The organism is Microbulbifer discodermiae, from assembly GCF_040742695.1.
Classification (GTDB): Bacteria; Pseudomonadota; Gammaproteobacteria; order Pseudomonadales; family Cellvibrionaceae; genus Microbulbifer.
Window position 1 is genome coordinate 36,906 of sequence record NZ_JBFLAB010000024.1, and the last position, 16,245, is coordinate 53,150.

Sequence of the window (16,245 nt, forward strand, 5' to 3'; positions counted from 1 at the left end):
TTTCACTACTTATGGGAGCGAGGCTCGTCCCTGCGCTGAGTGATAGTGAGGGGTGATTGCACAGCAGGGCTTCTCAGGGGCTCAAGCCTGGATATCGTTTGAGATGGTCAACATGGTTAATATTTGATCGGGGTGGCGCCAGCGCATTCTGCGGGTTGGGAGCTAAGCCCCGTTTTATTCGCTTCAGGTGTCAATTGTGCAGCTTCCAGCTCGGGGGTGTCCCCGATACAATGCGGAGGTTTGCGGATGAGGTTGGGGACGTGAATAGTATTCAACAAGTATTGGTAGCCCTACGGCGCGTGATCCGGGCGACTGACCTGCACTCCAAGTATCTTGCCAGGACAAGTGGGCTGACTGCGCCGCAAGTGCTGTTGCTGCAGGCTATCAGAGATCGGGGCGAGGTGACCATTGGTGAGCTGGCCAATGAAGTCAGCCTTAGCCAGGCGACTGTAACCAATATTCTGGACCGGTTAGAGAAGCGGGGCCTTGTTTTCAGGCAGCGTTCCAAAGAGGATCGGCGGAAGGTGCATGCTCATCTTACCGATCAGGGCCAGGAAATACTGCGTGACGCGCCTATTCCCCTCCAGGAACAATTTACACGGCAATTCAGTGACCTAAAGGATTGGGAGCAAAGCATGATTATTTCTTCCTTGCAGCGCGTTGCACAAATGATGGATGCACAGCATATCGATGCTTCGCCGGTTTTGGATATTGGGGTGCTGGATCGTCAATCGAGTCCCACAGACAAACCAAGTGCAGCCTTGGATTGTGCGGATAAGCCGGGTACCCCCAAGAAGGAAGGCTGATCACCATGCTGTCGCCTGAGCCTTTGAGAGCCCCCTGCGACCGCTGACATGGAGTTGTCCCTGCATGCTCCCATCAAGGCCATATGCAGAAAGCAATTCCGGCCTGCTGTAGAGCCCCCATACTCCCCGAGTTGATAACGAAGCGCCCTGAGGTGTTTCAACAATGTGGTTGTCTCATTGCAATTTCTTCGCCTAAGCAGCCTGCTGAAAATGCCTTCCCCGTTTTTTTGTGACTTGAGTACCCCTGCTCGAAACAACAGCCCGCTGGACATCTCTCTTTGCCAATAATCGGGAATTGGCACAAAATTATGAACATTGTTGCTGCGGGTATATTTATCGATGCTGAGAATTGCCGCAAATCTGGCCATTCCAATGGACGAAATCGAGATGTCTGCGGTGCGTGCCCAGGGGGCCGGTGGCCAGAACGTCAACAAGGTGGCCACGGCTGTTCACCTGCGTTTTGATATCGCTGCATCGTCTTTGCCGGACAGCCTGAAGGCGGGTCTGCTGGCATTGAGGGACAGGCGTGTTTCCCGGGATGGCGTTATCGTCATCAAGGCGCAGCGCTTTCGCACCCAGGAAAAGAACCGGGCCGATGCGCTGGAGCGTCTGCGGGAACTGCTCGCCGGTGCCGCGCGGACGCGCAAAAAGCGTTTCCTCACCAAGCCTACAAAGGCATCGAAGGAGCGTCGCCTGAAGAATAAAACCCTCCGCGGGCAGGTCAAAACCCTGCGGGGCAGGGTGAGTGATCCTTGAGCTGTCCGGTGAAATGACACCTGGAGGGCGATGAAACTGGTAGGAGAAACTATGACCCCCCGTTACTTTGCTGAGGATCTGCGGCATTTTGTCGCCTGCCTGTTCGAACGGGTTGGGCTGGCCCGGGGGCGGGCGGAGGTGATGACGGAGACATTTCTGCAGGCGGATCTATTGGGGTTTACCACCCACGGTCTGCATCGGGTGGCGCACAATCTGGAGTGGTTGGAAAGCGGTAAAATGCGTCGGGAAGGCGAAGCGAAAATACTGTCCGATAGGGGCAATTGTTTTAACTGGGACGCGGATTTTCTACCGGGGCCCTGGGTGTTGACCCGTGCAATCCACTGCGCTTTGCAGCGTTTGCCGGAATACGGTGTCGTGAGTGCCACCATCCGCCGCAGCCATCATATCGCCTGTCTGGCCGCCTATCTGCCGCCGGTAGTGGAAGCGGGTTATGTCGCTATCCTGACCTGCTCCACACCGGCTGAAAACACTGTGGCTCCACAGGGTGGTCGCGATCCGCTTTTTTCCGCCAATCCACTGGCGTTCGCCGCGCCCGCCGGCGATTACCCTTTCCTGTTCGATATCAGCATGTCGGTGACCGCTGGGGGGCATGTAAAAAGAGCCGAACGCGAGGGCAGGGAATTGCCACAGCGTTGGCTGAAGGACAGCGCCGGGCAGCTGTCCGGCGACCCGGCCGCACTGGGGCATGGTGGCAGCATATTGCCGGTGGGTGGTGCCGATCACGGTTACAAGGGGGCGGCCCTGAGCGCCATGCTGGAGGTGTTGTCGATGGCGTTGGGGGGCTATGGCCGGGGCGATGTCGAGGCGGCCGCTGACGGTGAGGCCAATTCCATCTTCTTGCAGATTATCGATCCCCAGGCATTCGGATCGCCGGCTGATTTTCTACGCCAGACGATTGCACTGTGCAGTCTGTGGGAAAACTGCCGCAGTGACGACACCGGACCGGTGCGCGTCCCGGGCCGGCGGGCCTGGGAAGCCCGGACCCGGCAGCTGGCCCAGGGGGTGGAACTATACCCGTCAATTATTGAGGATCTCGCTCCCTGGGCAGCCAGGCTGCAGGTACCTGTGCCGGTCGCAAAGGCATAGTGGAACTGGCATTTGTCGCCTGGCCCCGCTTGTGGCCTGCTGCCCGCAGGCTCGGCGGGTCAGTGGTAGGGGGAGTGCAATTGGGCTTCCCGGTAGTCAGCTTCCCGCAGTGCCAGTTCGTGTTCCAGATCCCGGATATCCAGTCCAAGTTCAGTGTGACGTCCTTTCAGGCGGGCGATATCGGCCAGCAGGGTCACTCTCTCTTCACGGGTGGATTCATCGCTCACCAGCCGGGCGCTCATTGCGGTGATATCGTCGAGAATCTGCTCGCGTTCACTGTGTGCACTGTCAAGGGCATCGGCTACGGCAGTGACTGCATTGCGGGCCTGGTAAAGTCCGCGACCTACCTCGTAACCTTGCACAAATAACCATTCCAGTTCCGCCGGGCAAACGCCGTTATAGGTGCCGCCGGAACGCCCCAGGCGAAAGCCCCGCATTTCGGTACAGTAGAGTTCAAGTCCCTGGGCGCGGCCGGAGCGATAGGCGGCGGTGTCAGGGCGGACGCCGTGGTCCGCACAGGCCTGGCGGTGCCTGCTTAGCCGGCCGAGATCGCGCCCGCGGGCACCGTCCTCGTAGCCGATTGAATGCCAGTCGGCCAGGAGACACTCCTCCTCACTCATAGTGGCGCAGCCGTTGAGCAGTATCAGGAGAGTGGTGAGGGACAGCAGGCGTATTGGTATTGTCATGTTTTGCTCCCGCAGCAGTGATGGACAGACTAGTCCTTCGAAGCTGTACCCAAGCTGAAGCGGAACCACTAAAAGCTAGGAGAATAGCGCCAGCCTTGCGCTGGCTGCTACAGCCGGCCTGTTAAGTGGGATTTATATCAGTGGGGGAGAACAGTAATAAAGGAGCGCCGGGCGCCCCTTCAGCGACTGGAAAAGTCCAATCCAATTTTCGTTCAGTTAGTGTAAACAGGCCCTAACACCCGGTGGCGGCTTATGGCTGCCGCCACCGGTGACAGTGACCTGGTATCGATCACCTGGATCCTCCCTTTCCCTTATCAATCACGGGTTCAACACTGGCCTATGGCACCGCATTAAGGGCCGCATTGGCGTCGATGATACCGGTACCGCAGCCGCCGGGGCAGGAGCCGGGAACAGGAAGGGGACGGGTTGTGGCCTTGAGAATGTTCTCCACCTGGGCGGGTGTCAGGCTGCTGTTCTTTGAGTACATGAGAGCCGCCGTACCGGACACGTGGGGTGCGGACATGGAAGTGCCCTGGTAATACACATAATTTTCCGTGCTCGGGGAGGTTGAGCCACTGTTGAGGGTCGAGGCAACGCCGTGAGTCGGGTTAAAGAGTACGTCTCCCCCCGGTGCGCTGACGTCCACGATGGAGCCAAAATTGGAGTAATAGGAGCGGGCGCCAAAGCGCTCGGTGGCGGCGACGGTGACCACGTTAAAGCAGTTGGCAGGACGGAAACCGGATGCGTCCGCGTTGCTGTTTCCCGCACTGACCACTACAGTGGCGCCGTTGGCGACAGCGGTGTTGATGGCGTTTTGGTAGGTGGAACCGCAAGCGCCGCTTCCCCCAAGGCTCATATTGATCACCTGAGCTGGGTTATTGTTGGCGGGGACGCCAGGCACGCTGCCGCCCGAGGCCCAGATAACCCCGTCGGCGATATCGGAAATAAAGCCACCGCATTTGCCCAGAACCCGAACCGGTACCACTTTCGCATTAAAGGCAACACCGGCCACGCCCAGGTTATTGTTGGTGACGGCGGCGACGGTGCCGGATACATGGGTGCCATGCCAAGTGCTTGAACGGAAACTCGGTGGATTCCCGGGGCCGCACTCGTTGGCATTGACCCAATCCCCAGGGTCGCTGGCATCTGGATCGCGTCCGTCGCCGTCATTGGCCACCGCGAGGGTGCTGATAAAGTCGTAGCCACGCAGCATGTTGGCGTTCAGGTCCGAGTGGAACACATAGCCGGTATCCACCACCGCCACTGTCACGCCGGAACCAGTCTGCTGATCCCAGGCCAGGGGCAGGTTGATACCGCCGGCGGGCTCGAAGTAGTGCCACTGGACATTGTAGAAGGTGTCATTGGGCACGAACTGCGGCTGCATCAGCGCGTCTTCTTCCACAGAGAGAATGTTCGGATCCGCCTCCAGGGCCAGTTCGAGTCTTTTCAGCTGGCCCGGGGTCATGCGCCTGTCCAGCTGGTATACATGGCGATCCGCCAGTGCCATGCCGCGCACATGTGTCATTGCCTGGCCACTCCGCCGCGCATGTGCAGCAGCCTGGGTTGGCCAGTCGCGGGCTGTAGTGTCTTTGTATTGCACGATAATGCGTTGCGGCATATTGGAAAAATCGTTGCCGGCATCACGAACTACGGCAGTTGCGCTCAATGACAGCAGGCCGAATGCCGCCGCGGATATGGTCAGGCCTGCTTTAAGGCTTTCTTTAATGGTCGATTTCATTTTGTCCTCCAGTTACTGGATCGAGAGTGGACAGCCTGGGTGCCGGGCCGGGTTTGCCGGTGACAAACCGGGCCAGCAGGCTTAGGTAATCCATACTAATGAAAATCTATTAATTAAGATGAAGCTTTTGAAGTTGATGCAGATATGGCAAAAAAAGCTGTAAATCTTTCACCATTGGAGACTGTATAGCATTTGCTAGCCGGCTGAAAACATGTGCGAGCGGGCCAAACGAGATTCAGTTCTCGATTACCGGATGATTTTGGGGTCGTTGTTGTGGGGGAAGTGAAATGGCGTTTTTAGCCTCCCTAAGCCCGAAGAAGTTGCACTTTGGATCAGTGTCCCAGGGTTCAGATATGACGGTGTCCAGTCAGGGCAATCAGTGGTTGCCCTGGGAGGGTTTGTTCTTTTTTTGATCAATTTGGCTCGAGCAAAACGCTGGTCAAACCGTTGGCCGGCGCTATTGCCACAAGTGTTGTGCTGGCTGCTGGAGAGGTCGCTTCCTATAAATTTTCCGGGAGCCAAAGGGCCGGGGTGATAATCAAGCAGATTTTGACAGATTTGATGGACAGATAAGAAAGAGATAAAAAAATGTTTATCTCGTAAAAACAGTTTAGGGGTAATGAATTTTGCACTTATCCCGTAATTTGCCTTGGTACGTAACGATTTGTCGTGCTTTCCCTCTGATTCTTTGTGATTACGGGTGGAGCATTGCCCCACAAGAGTGAATTGAATACCCTGGCCCACCTGATTGTGCGGTCGCGCAACCAGATTTTTTTTGCATGAACGCCTCATGCATCCGGCCCCGAGAAATCGGACAGTGTGGTGATCTGAGGTATAACCATAACAGAGAGGACCGGCACTTTATGCAACCCAATAGATTCAAACCGCTGTCCCTGGCCATCGCCACGGCACTGTCGATGCCAGTTTGTGGCGCTCTCGCCCAGGAACAGCAACAGCCCAGCGCTGATAACGGCATCATAGAAGAGGTGATTATCACGGGGACCCGGAGAGAGGGTGTTGCCCCCACGGAAACCCTTTCCCCGGTGGATGTGCTCGGTGGTGCCAGCCTGTCCGATCAGGCCAGCTTCGACCTGACCGAATCCCTGGCCAAGGTGGCGCCCTCCTTTAACACCCAGAGATTCCCCATAGCCGATGGCACGGCATTTATCCGCCCGGTCACCCTGCGTAATTTGTCACCGGATCAGACCCTGGTGCTGGTAAACGGCACCCGCCGGCACCGCTCCGCACTGGTCAACCTGCAACTGGCCCCACTGGGGACTGTGAACCAGGGCGCGCAGGCGGTGGACTTCGCGGCGATACCGGCAATGGCGATTGAGCGAGTGGAAGTTCTGCGTGACGGCGCTTCGGCCCAATACGGTTCCGACGCTATCGCCGGTGTCGTGAACGTGATTCTCAAGGACGACGCCGAGGGCATCAGTCTGTCGGCCCAGACTGGCGAATATTTCGAGGGGGACGGCGCCCGCACCATTGTGGCCGCCAATGGGGGTTTTGGGCTGGGTGAGCGCGGCTTTCTAAACGCCACCATTGAACACTCCACCTCCGATAAAACCTCCCGCGGTGTTCCACATGCCGCCACAGCAACTGTAGCCAGCGCAGTCGGTACAGAACAGGTGCCACTGGATGGACTTGGCCAGCGCTGGGGGGACCCGGATGTCGAGGTCATGAAACTGTTTATCAATACGGGTTACGATATCAGCGACAGCGTGGAGCTGTACGGTAACTTCGGCTATTCCGACAACGAAACCATTTCCGACTTCTTTTACCGCGGCCCGGTACTGGATCCGCAGTTCGAGTTTGGTGCGCGTGAAACCCTACAGAGAGACAGAGATGGCGATTTTCTGCCGGATCCAGCGCCCCAGTCGCTGATCGACAGTATTCAGGCCCAGGGACTGAGCCCGTCGGACTACCTGGTGGCCGACAGCGACAGCCCCAGTGGCTATGTGCTGCGCAACCCCATCTATACCCAGTTCCCCGGTGGTTACAATCCGCAGTTCGGCGCCGATATCACTGACCTGTCGGCAGTGTTCGGTGCCCGCGGCGAACTGGCTTCCGGCATGAGCTGGGATGTCCGCGCGCGCACGGCGGAAAACGAGGTGTCCTATGTGCTGCGGGATTCCATTAACCCCAGCCTGGGTATTTTGTCACCTACCTCCTTTAATCCGGGAACCCTGACCCAGGAAGAGACCAGCCTGAATGTGGACTTCGTCCAGCCGGTAGACTTGGTCTGGCTGGCGTCGCCGCTCAACATTGCCTTTGGTGCTGAGTGGCGCGATGAGACCTATAAGATCGGCGCGGGCGATGCGGCTTCCACCGAGGTGGGTCCCACCGGCGAGGAATTTGGTGTGGGTTCGGATGGATTCCAGGGCTTTCCCGCGGAAGCTGCCGGCAGCTTTAGCAGTGAAAGTATGGCCGCCTACATTGACCTGGAAGCGGACGTCAGCGACAGCCTGACCCTGGGCGCGGCGCTGCGTTTTGAGGACTATGACGAATTTGGTTCGACGTCGGACTGGAAACTGTCTGCCCGCTACGACTTTAGCGAGAGCTTTGCCCTGCGGGGAACCGTCAACACCGGTTTCCGCGCACCTACACCGGGGCAGGTGAATACCCTCAACGTGACCACCACCGCCGATCCGAGCGGCAGGCTGATTCCCTCCGGAACCTATCCGGTGGACAATCCGGTGGCACTGGCGCTGGGCGCCAAGCCGCTGACCCCCGAAGAGTCCACCAGCTTTACCCTGGGTGTAGTGGTGAATCCGTTTGACAACACCAGTGTCACCGTCGATTACTATCGTATCGATATCGAAGATCGGTTGGCATTGCGCAACTTTGCCATTGGCGCGCAGGAAGTGGCCCTACTGACAGCAGCGGGGGTGGAAAATGCGGAGTTACTGGACGAAGGTAATGCCAATTTCTTTGTCAACGCCTACGATTCGGAAGTGAGCGGTGTCGACGTCGCCATAACCAGTGACTTCGAGGTGGGGGGGAATCTGCTCACCGTGGACCTGCGCCACAACCACAACCAGCAGGAGGTCACTAGCGTGGCTCCCAACACCATCAATGCATCGCGGGTGTTTGACCTGGAAAATCAGGTGCCCAGCGACCGCACGGTGCTGACCTTCGACTACGATACCGGTGAGGTATTCAGCGGCTATCTGCGCTTTAACCGTTACAGCAGCTGGGAATCCACTTTTGGCCAGCTAGGCCCTGGCGATGCCTCCGATGCCAGCAGCTATGGTGGCGAGGTGCTGGTGGACCTGGAGGCGAAGTTTACCTTCCAGGACAGCTATACCCTGGCCCTGGGTGGTGAGAATATCTTCGATGTGCTGCCCGACGATGAGCAGAGCCCGATCTTGCAGTCCCTGGGAGTGCAACACGCACTCACGTCGCCGTTTGGCTTCAATGGGGGCTTTTGGTATCTGCGTGCGAGCGCGGAGTTCTGATCGCGGTTGTTTCGCGAGACGACAAAAAAGCCGGCGCTTGCGCCGGTTTTTTTGTGGCATTTGGCAATGCCCCTGGAGCTTATTCCGTGTCCCGGGGTTCCGGTCCCCCAGCCTGGAGCAGCCGCTGCTGCTGAATCAATATCTCCGCCATCTTGCCGGCGTTGTACTCCATGACCAGTTCGGGCTCATCGGTAAAGACGCCATCCACCCCCATTTTGCCCAACAGGGCGAGATCAGCCGGGTCGTTCACCGTAAATACATAGGTCCTGAGGCCCCTTTGCTTGCAGTCGGCGATAAGCTCTGCATCGACAAAGTCCAGGTTCATGTGCAGGGAATAGGCTTGTAAGGGCTCCGCACAGGCTGCCAGGCCCAGGGGGATACCGTCGATAATCACACCGCGGCGGACCTGGGGAATCAGCTGCAGGCACTGGTACACCTGGGGGTGGTCATAGGACGAAACCAGGTAGGATTCGAAGCCCCCGCCGCCGTCTTGCACAAAAGATTCCAGTTCCTGCGCCAGCAGTGCCGCACAATTGGGGCCCTTGAGTTCGATGTTGAGCTGAAGATTGTTGCCCACCAGTTCCAGTACCTCTCGCAGCGCCGGTATCCGGCCACCGCAGGGCAGCAGTTTTTCACGCAGGGCTTCCGGGCACAGGTCCGTGAGCAGTTCACTGCCGGCAATCAGGCGCCCCAGGCGGCGGTCGTGCTTCACCAGCAACTGGCCGCCGATATTCCAGACATCGATCTCGATGCCATCCACATCCACTTCCAGTGCGTGCTGAATGGCCTGCAGGGTATTTTCCGTGGCCTGGCGACGATAGCCCCGGTGCGCAAAACAGAACAGGGTACCCGGCGTTTGCATGATCTACTGACCCTCAGGGAATGCCAGCCTCATTGTGCCTGTGAAGTATGATACTTCAGTTAACATGAGGCCACGCTATGGTTGCTGGGCGCGGGCAAAAGTGATGGAGCTGGTCACGGGGGACCTTAGTCGCCGGCGAGGGCGCGGTAACGGCCGCGATGGAATACCAACGGCTCGCCGCCTTGTGCCGAAAATTCCAGGACTTCACCCAGGAGGATGGTGTGGTCGCCACCGTCGATACACTGGGCCAACCGGCAGTGGAAGAGGGCGGCGCAGTCTTCCAGCCGCGGCACCCGGTCTGGGCCCCAGTGCCATTTTGTGCGGCCAAATTTATCCACGCCGCGACCGGCGAACAGGTTGGCCAGGTTCTGCTGGTCGGTTTTCAGCACATGCACCGTGAAGTGCCCCCGGTTGGTAAAGGCCTGATAACCCAGTGACTGCTTGTCGACGCTCCAGAGCACCAGGGCCGGGTCCAGAGAGACTGAGTTGAAACTGTTGACGGTCATGCCCATGGGCTCGCCCTTGGCGTCGCGGGTGGTGACCACGGCCACGCCGGTGGCGAAATGGCCCAGAGTGTCCCGCAGGGCGCGGCTTCTCTGGGGTGTCAGGGAGATAGCAGGGGACCCGTCTGTCGTCATACTCTGGCTTGTGTTCTGCATAAAATTTGTGCTGACGGCCATTTTACGGCAAAACGGCTGCCATTAGCCATTTTGCCGTGTCAGTCCGCCATCAGGGGCTCGCACTCACTGGCCAGCGATTCCCGCAGGGTGATGGCATTGCCCGTCAGGGCGAAACCCAGCAGCTGGCCGCCGGAGCCGCGAAACTCCGCCCGGACACCACCGGCCGCATGAGGTTGCCACTGCCAGCTGCCCTCCGCGCTCTCCTGCGGCGGGCACAGGGTTACCGGGTGTACAGTGGTTTTAACCGCCACTGGCAGAGTACCGTAGCACACCGGGGTCGGCGATCCGGCCAGGGTTTTGGCCAGCGCCCGGGCACAGCTGATCAGCGGTGCGACGAAACAAAGTTGGTGACCATCCACTTCGGCGCAATCCCCCAGGGCGAAGATATTGGCGTCGTCGGTGCGCAGCTGCCGGTTCACCCGAACAGCGCGCCCGATGCCGATGCCGGCGTCCTCGGCCAGTAGCGTGTTGGCTTGCAGGCCCAGGGCTGCGAGGGCGATATCGGCTTCCAGCACTTCCCCCCGGTCCAGCGTTGCCCGCAGGCCGCTGCCGCTGCTCTCCAATTGGCACACTTTGCGATTGCCGTGGAAAGTCACACCGGCCGCCTCCAGTGCCTGCTGCAGATCGCGACCGGCGGCCTCCGGCAGCAGGCTTGCCAGGGGCCAGTCCAATGGGTCCACCATGGCCACCTCGAAACCGGCCTGGACCAGATCGTTAGCAAATTCGCAGCCGATGAGTCCGGCCCCGATCAGCAGCACCCGGCGGCGGTTGATGAGGGCGGTGCGGAAGCGGTGGTAGTCGCCCAGGTTATTGATGCGGAACAGGCGCGCCAGACCATCTCCTTCGATGGCGGGCAGTTTGGTGGGGCTGGCCCCTGTGGCCAGCACCAGTTGGGCGTATCGCAGGAAGGCTGGCTGGCCGTCATTTTGCGGTGTCAGCTCCAGACTTCGCGCCTCCCGGTGAATGCGCCTGACCCGGGTGTGGACCAGTATTTCCGCATTCAGCTCCCGGGCCATTTCCTCTGCCGAGGCATCGGCCAGTTGCCGGCTTGTCTTGCCGTGCGCCAGTGACGTGGATAGCAGTGGTTTGGAATAGCAGCTGCCATCATCTGCAGTGATCAGAACCAGGGGCCTGGACTTATCCAGCTTGCGGAACTCTCGCGCCAGGTTGTAGCCCGCCAGGCCGGTACCGACAATGACGAGGGGTTCGGCGGAGCTGTCGATGGCTGGCGCCGGCTGTTCCCCGGTGGTTTCCCCGGACACCAGCACCATATCGAACTCGCCTTTGCTGACGCCGCACTGGGGGCAACTCCAGTCTTCGGGGATGTCTTCCCAGCGGGTACCGGGGGCTATGCCATCCTCGGGCCAGCCTTTGGATTCATCGTAAACCCAGCCGCATACCATACACTCCCAGATGCGGTAGCCGGTAGTGGCGATTGTGGATGGGGCCGCCGGTGCCGAAGGTCCAGGCGCGGGGCTGTCGCGCAAAGGCTCAGGTGCGGAACTACCGCTCAGCTGTATCATCCGGAAGTCTTGCTTGGCGGCGCCGCACTGGGGGCAACTCCAGTCTTCGGGAATGTCTTCCCAGCGGGTACCGGGGGCTATGCCATCCTCGGGCCAGCCTTTGGCCTCATCGTAGATCCAGCCACAAATCTGACACTCCCAAACGCGGTATTCGGACATGATTCTCCCCGACAGGTGGACGGCCTGCCCGGTACCCACCGGGCGGCGATAATTTTGATCGGGAGTGTAAGAAAATTAAGCGCGGAAGTCTGCCCGGTTACTCCAGGTCGTCATCCTGGGCGATATTGGCCAGAGCGCTGTGGTAGGTCTCGGCGAGCTTGTCCGGTGTGCTGATGGAGAGCCCCAGGTCGTGAATCAGGCCGTCCTTGAGTCCGTATACCCAACCGGTGACAGTCAGTTCCTGTCCGGCGCGCCAGGCGTCGCGGACTATGGTGGTCCGGCAGACGTGGGTGACCTGCTCCAGCACATTCAGTTTGCACAGCAGGTCGACCCTGTCCGGTTCGGGAACCAGTTCGATCAGCGACTGGTGTTTGTCGCGCACGTCCTGGATATGGCGCAACCAGTTGTCAATCAGTCCCAGCTGGCTATTCTCCAGTGCCGCCTGAACCCCGCCACAACCATAGTGTCCACAGACGATCACATGCCTGACCTTGAGAACCTCCACCGCATACTGGAGCACTGACAGGCAGTTGAGGTCGGTGTGCACCACTAGGTTGGCAACATTGCGATGTACAAACAGTTCGCCAGGCAGAAGTCCGACGATTTCGTTGGCGGGCACGCGGCTGTCAGCGCAACCGATCCAGAGGTAGTCCGGGGATTGCTGCTCCGAGAGCTGGAGGAAAAAACCGGGCTTCTCATCCCTGGTTGACTGGGACCAGAGGCGGTTGTTCTTAATCAGTTGCTGGAGAGGGTGCAATGTCGTTTCCGCTGGGGTCGGTGGATGCCAGGGCGTGAATGTTAACGACTTTTACCCCCACGGCCAAGTTTGCCCCGGCGACCTGATTTTACTCTGTCTATCTGCTAGGCTGCCGCGAAACCGGATTCAGGTCGGCACCGGAGGAGAAGCCAATGGTGATCAGAAGAACGCGCGCAACGCTGAAGTGGCGCCGGCGACCCGCTCGAGGGATTCCGCTGTGCCGACGCCGGATTCGAGTGCGCAAGCTGTGCGCGCGCCGCACCCGGTTTCGGAATTACTTGCGCAGCCTGCGCAGCAGGTTGAGCTCCGCTACAGAGACCCCGGATTCCAACGGCGACATGCAGGAGTAACTATGGACAATGGACCACTGGAAGTTGTGCTGGCGGATTATGGCGATGCCCGCCATGGGGAGGATCTGGCGGCCTTGATGGATGAGTATGCCCGGGATCCATACGGCGGTGGTGATCCGCTACCGGAATCCTGTCGATCCGAGCTGGCGGGCAGGCTGGCGGAGTTTCCCGGTGCTTTCAGTGTACTCGCTTATCGCGCTGGCAGTGCCGTGGGCCTGATCAACTGCTTTATGGGTTTTTCCACTTTTATGTGTCGGCCGCTGGTGAATATTCACGATGTAATCGTTAGCCGCGGGATGCGTGGCGAGGGTATCTGCGGCGCTATGCTGGAGCTGGTGGCGCGGGAGGCCAGGCGTCGGGGCTGTGTCAAGTTGACGATGGAGGTACTGGAGAAGAATACTCCCGCACAGGTCGCCTATCGGAAGTCCGGCTTCAAGCCCTATGTGCTGGACGAAGAGATGGGGCAGGCGTATTTCTGGCAGCGGTATCTCTAAGCCCTATTGCCAGGCTCACTGCCGGTAAAAGGGTCGAAGCCAGTAATGTTCACCGCCTGAGTTTGCCCCAGCCACTCCGCCATTGATTTTCGCGCCTATTCCCGAGCGGAGTTCCCCCCTGTGCAATACTTTCCCTGGCAGGCGAGTTTGCTCCGGGCAGCTTTGCCGCTGCGGGTCGATACAGGGAGGAATGAACCATGCAGTTGAGTACCAAATTGGCGCAGGGACGTTATTACTACAGTTGCGACGGTCGCGAGATGCCGGTTCAGGACAGTTGGCAACTGGGTGAGGGCGACCAGGGGCAGCGACTTCTGATCAGTCAGCGCCTAGTGGGTGCGGCGGGTTACGGTATGCAGGTCCGCGCCATTTTATCCGCCGGTCTGGTGAGCGATTGCCAGATGAGCTGGCGCGATCAGGTGGCGGAAGTGAGTGCGCACTATAGCGTCAAGGCCAGGGGGGCGGAACCCAGGGTCGGCGATGCCATCGAAGCTCAGTGGCGCGGCCCCAACGGTCCGCAAAGGGCGCTGGTGGAGGGCGGCAACCGCCTGCTGTTTCCACTGATGCGTATTTTTATGGGGCCCCTGCTGCGCAAGCTGGAGCAGTTCCGCGGGGGTTTGGATGTGGTAACACCGGATATAGTGGATCCCTCCCAAAGGGGCAAGCTGCTGGCACCGCGAATCAGCCACCGCCAGGCGCGGCCTATGCCCCGGGATGCCGCGAGCCGCAGTACCGAAGAGATGGGTGGCGATATTTCCGCCTTTATTTACCAGGGTGACGATGCCGAGCGGGATGCGAACTGCTATGTGGACAGCCGCGGACTTCTGGTGGGCTACGACTGGCCCTCCAGCACCGGCCGCTTGTGGCAGGTGCGCCTGCGGGATTTGGAGTGGTCGCCGCAATTGGATGCACTGGCATAAACGATTGACCCGGCAACTCAACAGGTTGCCGGGTTACAGCGGTACCGGGATGTGCCTACCAGCCGGCGATTGCGGGATCAGCTTTGGCGCAGTGATCGGCCTGATTTGCAGTGGATGCTGTTTTTGATTTCCAGTCGGACATATTTCCAACCCCGGCGGTGTAAGCTGGGGCCTGTTCACACTAACTGAGTTGGTCCCAGGGCTCGTTTCCGACCGCTTTTCTGAGAGGTACCGAATTGCTGCGCCGAATCTCTGCCCGCCTTATTTCCCTGTGTCTTTTGTCGAGTGTGTCGGACAACCTGTTCGCCGATACCCGGGTGCCGGTGGCGCAGGCCGGCGATGCGGATATCTGGTGGGACCAGGTGGTTTTCCCGGAGCCGGATCTGGAGCAGCGCCGGCAAGCCTGCCTGCGGGAGCAGATAGTGGTGGCGCCGGCCGACGTCAGTATGGATGAGATTCGCCGCTACTGCGCCGAGCAGGTGGGTGCCGGCCCCGAGCCGCCAAAACCCTTGGAGTCGACCGCTGGGATGCCCGAGTCGCTGCAGGGAGCGGAAACGACGCCGGAATCCCTTGCGCTGGAGCCGGCCACGGCGATTCGGAACGCCGCCAACAACCCCTTTACTCTGGCATCCCACCGGACAAATTACCTGTTGCCGGTAGTTTACAACCCCTCTCCCAACGAGAGGGTGTTTGAGCAGGCGCTGGACCAGCCGGTGAATCTCGACCATATCGAAGTGCAGTTTCAGCTGTCGGTACAGGTACCCGTATGGCGGGGCTTTTTGGGCAAGGCTTCTTTTCTCAGCGTGGCCTACACCAACCGGAGCTTTTGGCAGGCATACAATTCCGACGACTCGGCACCCTTCAGGGAAACCAATCACGAGCCCGAGCTGCTAATGACCTGGCTCAACGACTGGCATCTGTTCGGGTTCGAAAATATCGCCAACCAGCTGGTTATCAACCATCAGTCCAATGGTCGCAGCGAAGCCCTGTCCCGCAGTTGGAACCGGGTTTACGCCCACCTCTTTTTCCAGCGCGGCAGTTTTCTACTGGGCTTCAAGCCCTGGTACCGGATCAAGGAGGACCGCGAGGAAGATGATAACCCGGACATAGAGAAGTACCTCGGACACTTTGAACTGACCGGCACCTATTATCGCGGAGAGCACACCTTCGGGTTGATGCTGCGTAACAATTTACGATCCGATAACCACGGTGCCCTGGAGCTGCGCTGGAGCTTTCCCATGGGCAACCGGGTGCGCGGCTACGTAAAGTATTTCAACGGTTACGGTGAAAGCCTGATCGATTACGACGAGGCGGTTCAGACACTGGGGGTGGGCTTTGAGCTGGCACGGGGCTTCCAGTAATCCGCAGTGGTGACACTTCGCGACCGGGCTGAATATCCCTCGGTCGCCTCATGCCGCTGGGGCTCAAGGCTACTGCGGGGAGACGAGGCCGGCAATTGGCGGAAGCGCTATGCCATTGCCACACGGGGGACAATCCGGCTGGTGGGGAAGGGCGATGGGATTTGAGGACAGGTATCGGTTGAGCGCTCACGCGGTAATCACCAACAGCGCCGGCGAAGTATTGCAGTTGCGCGCCACTTATGCGGACAGAAGCTGGGGCCTGCCGGGGGGAGCGCTGGAACCGGGGGAAACAGTGCACGAGGCGCTGTTGCGGGAATGTCGCGAGGAACTGGGCCGGGAGGTCAGTATCGGCTATCTGAGTGGAGTCTATTACCACCGGGCCTACCACTCCCACGCTTTTATCTTCCGCGCCGGTTTTTGCGATGAGCGGCGGATATGTCTGTCCGATGAGCACTCGGAATTGCGCTTCTTTCCACTCGAGGAGCTTTCCTCCGTACAGAGACAGCGGGTGGAGGAGTGTCTCAACTTCGATGGCCGGGTGCGCAGCGCCAGATTCTAGTAGGGCCTCTTCACACTAACTGAAATAGC

Annotated in this window: 16 protein-coding genes; 9 read left to right on the forward strand and 7 right to left on the reverse strand. The window is 59.3% G+C overall.

The features are described from left to right. Nucleotides 1–230: 230 nt before the first annotated feature. The 3 genes from AB1S50_RS10520 (at nt 231) to AB1S50_RS10530 (ending at nt 2,669) form a co-directional block, all read left to right on the forward strand. Nucleotides 231–806: a MarR family winged helix-turn-helix transcriptional regulator gene (locus AB1S50_RS10520; protein WP_367150599.1), complete on the forward strand. Its 576-nt coding sequence runs from the start codon at nt 231–233 to the stop codon at nt 804–806. A gap of 339 nt (nt 807–1,145) precedes the next feature. Continuing rightward, nucleotides 1,146–1,562, forward strand: coding sequence for an alternative ribosome rescue aminoacyl-tRNA hydrolase ArfB (gene arfB / locus AB1S50_RS10525; RefSeq protein WP_367150601.1), 417 nt, complete (start codon nt 1,146–1,148; stop codon nt 1,560–1,562). A gap of 51 nt (nt 1,563–1,613) precedes the next feature. Continuing rightward, on the forward strand, nt 1,614–2,669 hold the full coding sequence (locus AB1S50_RS10530) for an Ldh family oxidoreductase (protein ID WP_367150602.1): 1,056 nt from the start codon (nt 1,614–1,616) through the stop codon (nt 2,667–2,669). A 59-nt stretch (nt 2,670–2,728) separates the two neighbouring features. Here the strand turns inward: AB1S50_RS10530 and AB1S50_RS10535 are convergent, their stop codons facing one another. The 3 genes from AB1S50_RS10535 to AB1S50_RS10545 all read right to left on the reverse strand — a co-directional run bounded on the left by AB1S50_RS10535 (nt 2,729) and on the right by AB1S50_RS10545 (nt 5,885). Then, on the reverse strand, nt 2,729–3,355 hold the full coding sequence (locus AB1S50_RS10535; protein WP_367150603.1) for a DUF2799 domain-containing protein: 627 nt from the start codon (nt 3,353–3,355) through the stop codon (nt 2,729–2,731). A 337-nt stretch (nt 3,356–3,692) separates the two neighbouring features. Beyond that, entirely contained in the window at nt 3,693–5,093 is a 1,401-nt protein-coding gene (locus tag AB1S50_RS10540) for a S8 family peptidase (RefSeq protein WP_367150604.1), read from the reverse strand. A gap of 246 nt (nt 5,094–5,339) precedes the next feature. Continuing rightward, nucleotides 5,340–5,885, reverse strand: a complete 546-nt coding sequence (locus AB1S50_RS10545) for a hypothetical protein (RefSeq protein ID WP_367150605.1) — start codon at nt 5,883–5,885, stop codon at nt 5,340–5,342. 71 nt (nt 5,886–5,956) lie between these two features. Here AB1S50_RS10545 and AB1S50_RS10550 point away from each other — a divergent pair, with 71 nt between their 5' ends. Beyond that, entirely contained in the window at nt 5,957–8,554 is a 2,598-nt protein-coding gene (locus AB1S50_RS10550; protein ID WP_367150606.1) for a TonB-dependent receptor plug domain-containing protein, read from the forward strand. Between the two features lie 79 nt (nt 8,555–8,633). Here AB1S50_RS10550 and AB1S50_RS10555 read toward each other — a convergent pair whose 3' ends face one another. The 4 genes from AB1S50_RS10555 to can all read right to left on the reverse strand — a co-directional run bounded on the left by AB1S50_RS10555 (nt 8,634) and on the right by can (nt 12,535). Further along, nucleotides 8,634–9,416 (reverse strand): glycerophosphodiester phosphodiesterase, encoded by a 783-nt coding sequence (locus AB1S50_RS10555; protein ID WP_367150607.1) that lies wholly within the window; start codon nt 9,414–9,416, stop codon nt 8,634–8,636. A gap of 125 nt (nt 9,417–9,541) precedes the next feature. Then, nucleotides 9,542–10,075 (reverse strand): flavin reductase family protein, encoded by a 534-nt coding sequence (locus AB1S50_RS10560; protein ID WP_367150608.1) that lies wholly within the window; start codon nt 10,073–10,075, stop codon nt 9,542–9,544. Between the two features lie 59 nt (nt 10,076–10,134). After that, nucleotides 10,135–11,778 carry an FAD-dependent oxidoreductase gene (locus AB1S50_RS10565; RefSeq protein WP_367150609.1) on the reverse strand — a complete coding sequence of 548 codons (1,644 nt, stop codon included), beginning with the start codon at nt 11,776–11,778 and terminating at the stop codon, nt 10,135–10,137. 97 nt (nt 11,779–11,875) lie between these two features. Beyond that, nucleotides 11,876–12,535, reverse strand: coding sequence for a carbonate dehydratase (can, locus tag AB1S50_RS10570; RefSeq protein WP_367150610.1), 660 nt, complete (start codon nt 12,533–12,535; stop codon nt 11,876–11,878). 152 nt (nt 12,536–12,687) lie between these two features. Here can and AB1S50_RS10575 point away from each other — a divergent pair, with 152 nt between their 5' ends. From AB1S50_RS10575 to AB1S50_RS10595, 5 genes are all read left to right on the forward strand, one after another. Beyond that, nucleotides 12,688–12,885: a hypothetical protein gene (locus AB1S50_RS10575; RefSeq protein ID WP_367150611.1), complete on the forward strand. Its 198-nt coding sequence runs from the start codon at nt 12,688–12,690 to the stop codon at nt 12,883–12,885. Nucleotides 12,886–12,887: 2 nt separating this feature from the next. Then, entirely contained in the window at nt 12,888–13,379 is a 492-nt protein-coding gene (locus AB1S50_RS10580; protein ID WP_367150612.1) for a GNAT family N-acetyltransferase, read from the forward strand. 197 nt (nt 13,380–13,576) lie between these two features. Then, nucleotides 13,577–14,296, forward strand: a complete 720-nt coding sequence (locus tag AB1S50_RS10585) for a hypothetical protein (protein ID WP_367150613.1) — start codon at nt 13,577–13,579, stop codon at nt 14,294–14,296. A gap of 236 nt (nt 14,297–14,532) precedes the next feature. Next, nucleotides 14,533–15,657, forward strand: coding sequence for a phospholipase A (locus AB1S50_RS10590; RefSeq protein WP_367150614.1), 1,125 nt, complete (start codon nt 14,533–14,535; stop codon nt 15,655–15,657). 109 nt (nt 15,658–15,766) lie between these two features. After that, nucleotides 15,767–16,216 (forward strand): NUDIX hydrolase, encoded by a 450-nt coding sequence (locus AB1S50_RS10595; RefSeq protein ID WP_367150616.1) that lies wholly within the window; start codon nt 15,767–15,769, stop codon nt 16,214–16,216. The last annotated feature ends 29 nt before the right edge of the window (nt 16,217–16,245 follow it).

What these genes read in the sequence shown, in the direction of transcription:
- AB1S50_RS10520 (WP_367150599.1), top strand. Translation starts at nt 231, where the DNA reads ATGCGGAGGTTTGCGGATGAGGTTGGGGACGTGAATAGTATTCAACAA.
- arfB (WP_367150601.1), top strand. Translation starts at nt 1,146, where the DNA reads ATGCTGAGAATTGCCGCAAATCTGGCCATTCCAATGGACGAAATCGAG.
- AB1S50_RS10530 (WP_367150602.1), top strand. Translation starts at nt 1,614, where the DNA reads ATGACCCCCCGTTACTTTGCTGAGGATCTGCGGCATTTTGTCGCCTGC.
- AB1S50_RS10535 (WP_367150603.1), bottom strand. Translation starts at nt 3,355, where the DNA reads ATGACAATACCAATACGCCTGCTGTCCCTCACCACTCTCCTGATACTG.
- AB1S50_RS10540 (WP_367150604.1), bottom strand. Translation starts at nt 5,093, where the DNA reads ATGAAATCGACCATTAAAGAAAGCCTTAAAGCAGGCCTGACCATATCC.
- AB1S50_RS10545 (WP_367150605.1), bottom strand. Translation starts at nt 5,885, where the DNA reads ATGAGGCGTTCATGCAAAAAAAATCTGGTTGCGCGACCGCACAATCAG.
- AB1S50_RS10550 (WP_367150606.1), top strand. Translation starts at nt 5,957, where the DNA reads ATGCAACCCAATAGATTCAAACCGCTGTCCCTGGCCATCGCCACGGCA.
- AB1S50_RS10555 (WP_367150607.1), bottom strand. Translation starts at nt 9,416, where the DNA reads ATGCAAACGCCGGGTACCCTGTTCTGTTTTGCGCACCGGGGCTATCGT.
- AB1S50_RS10560 (WP_367150608.1), bottom strand. Translation starts at nt 10,075, where the DNA reads ATGCAGAACACAAGCCAGAGTATGACGACAGACGGGTCCCCTGCTATC.
- AB1S50_RS10565 (WP_367150609.1), bottom strand. Translation starts at nt 11,778, where the DNA reads ATGTCCGAATACCGCGTTTGGGAGTGTCAGATTTGTGGCTGGATCTAC.
- AB1S50_RS10575 (WP_367150611.1), top strand. Translation starts at nt 12,688, where the DNA reads ATGGTGATCAGAAGAACGCGCGCAACGCTGAAGTGGCGCCGGCGACCC.
- AB1S50_RS10580 (WP_367150612.1), top strand. Translation starts at nt 12,888, where the DNA reads ATGGACAATGGACCACTGGAAGTTGTGCTGGCGGATTATGGCGATGCC.
- AB1S50_RS10585 (WP_367150613.1), top strand. Translation starts at nt 13,577, where the DNA reads ATGCAGTTGAGTACCAAATTGGCGCAGGGACGTTATTACTACAGTTGC.
- AB1S50_RS10595 (WP_367150616.1), top strand. Translation starts at nt 15,767, where the DNA reads ATGCCATTGCCACACGGGGGACAATCCGGCTGGTGGGGAAGGGCGATG.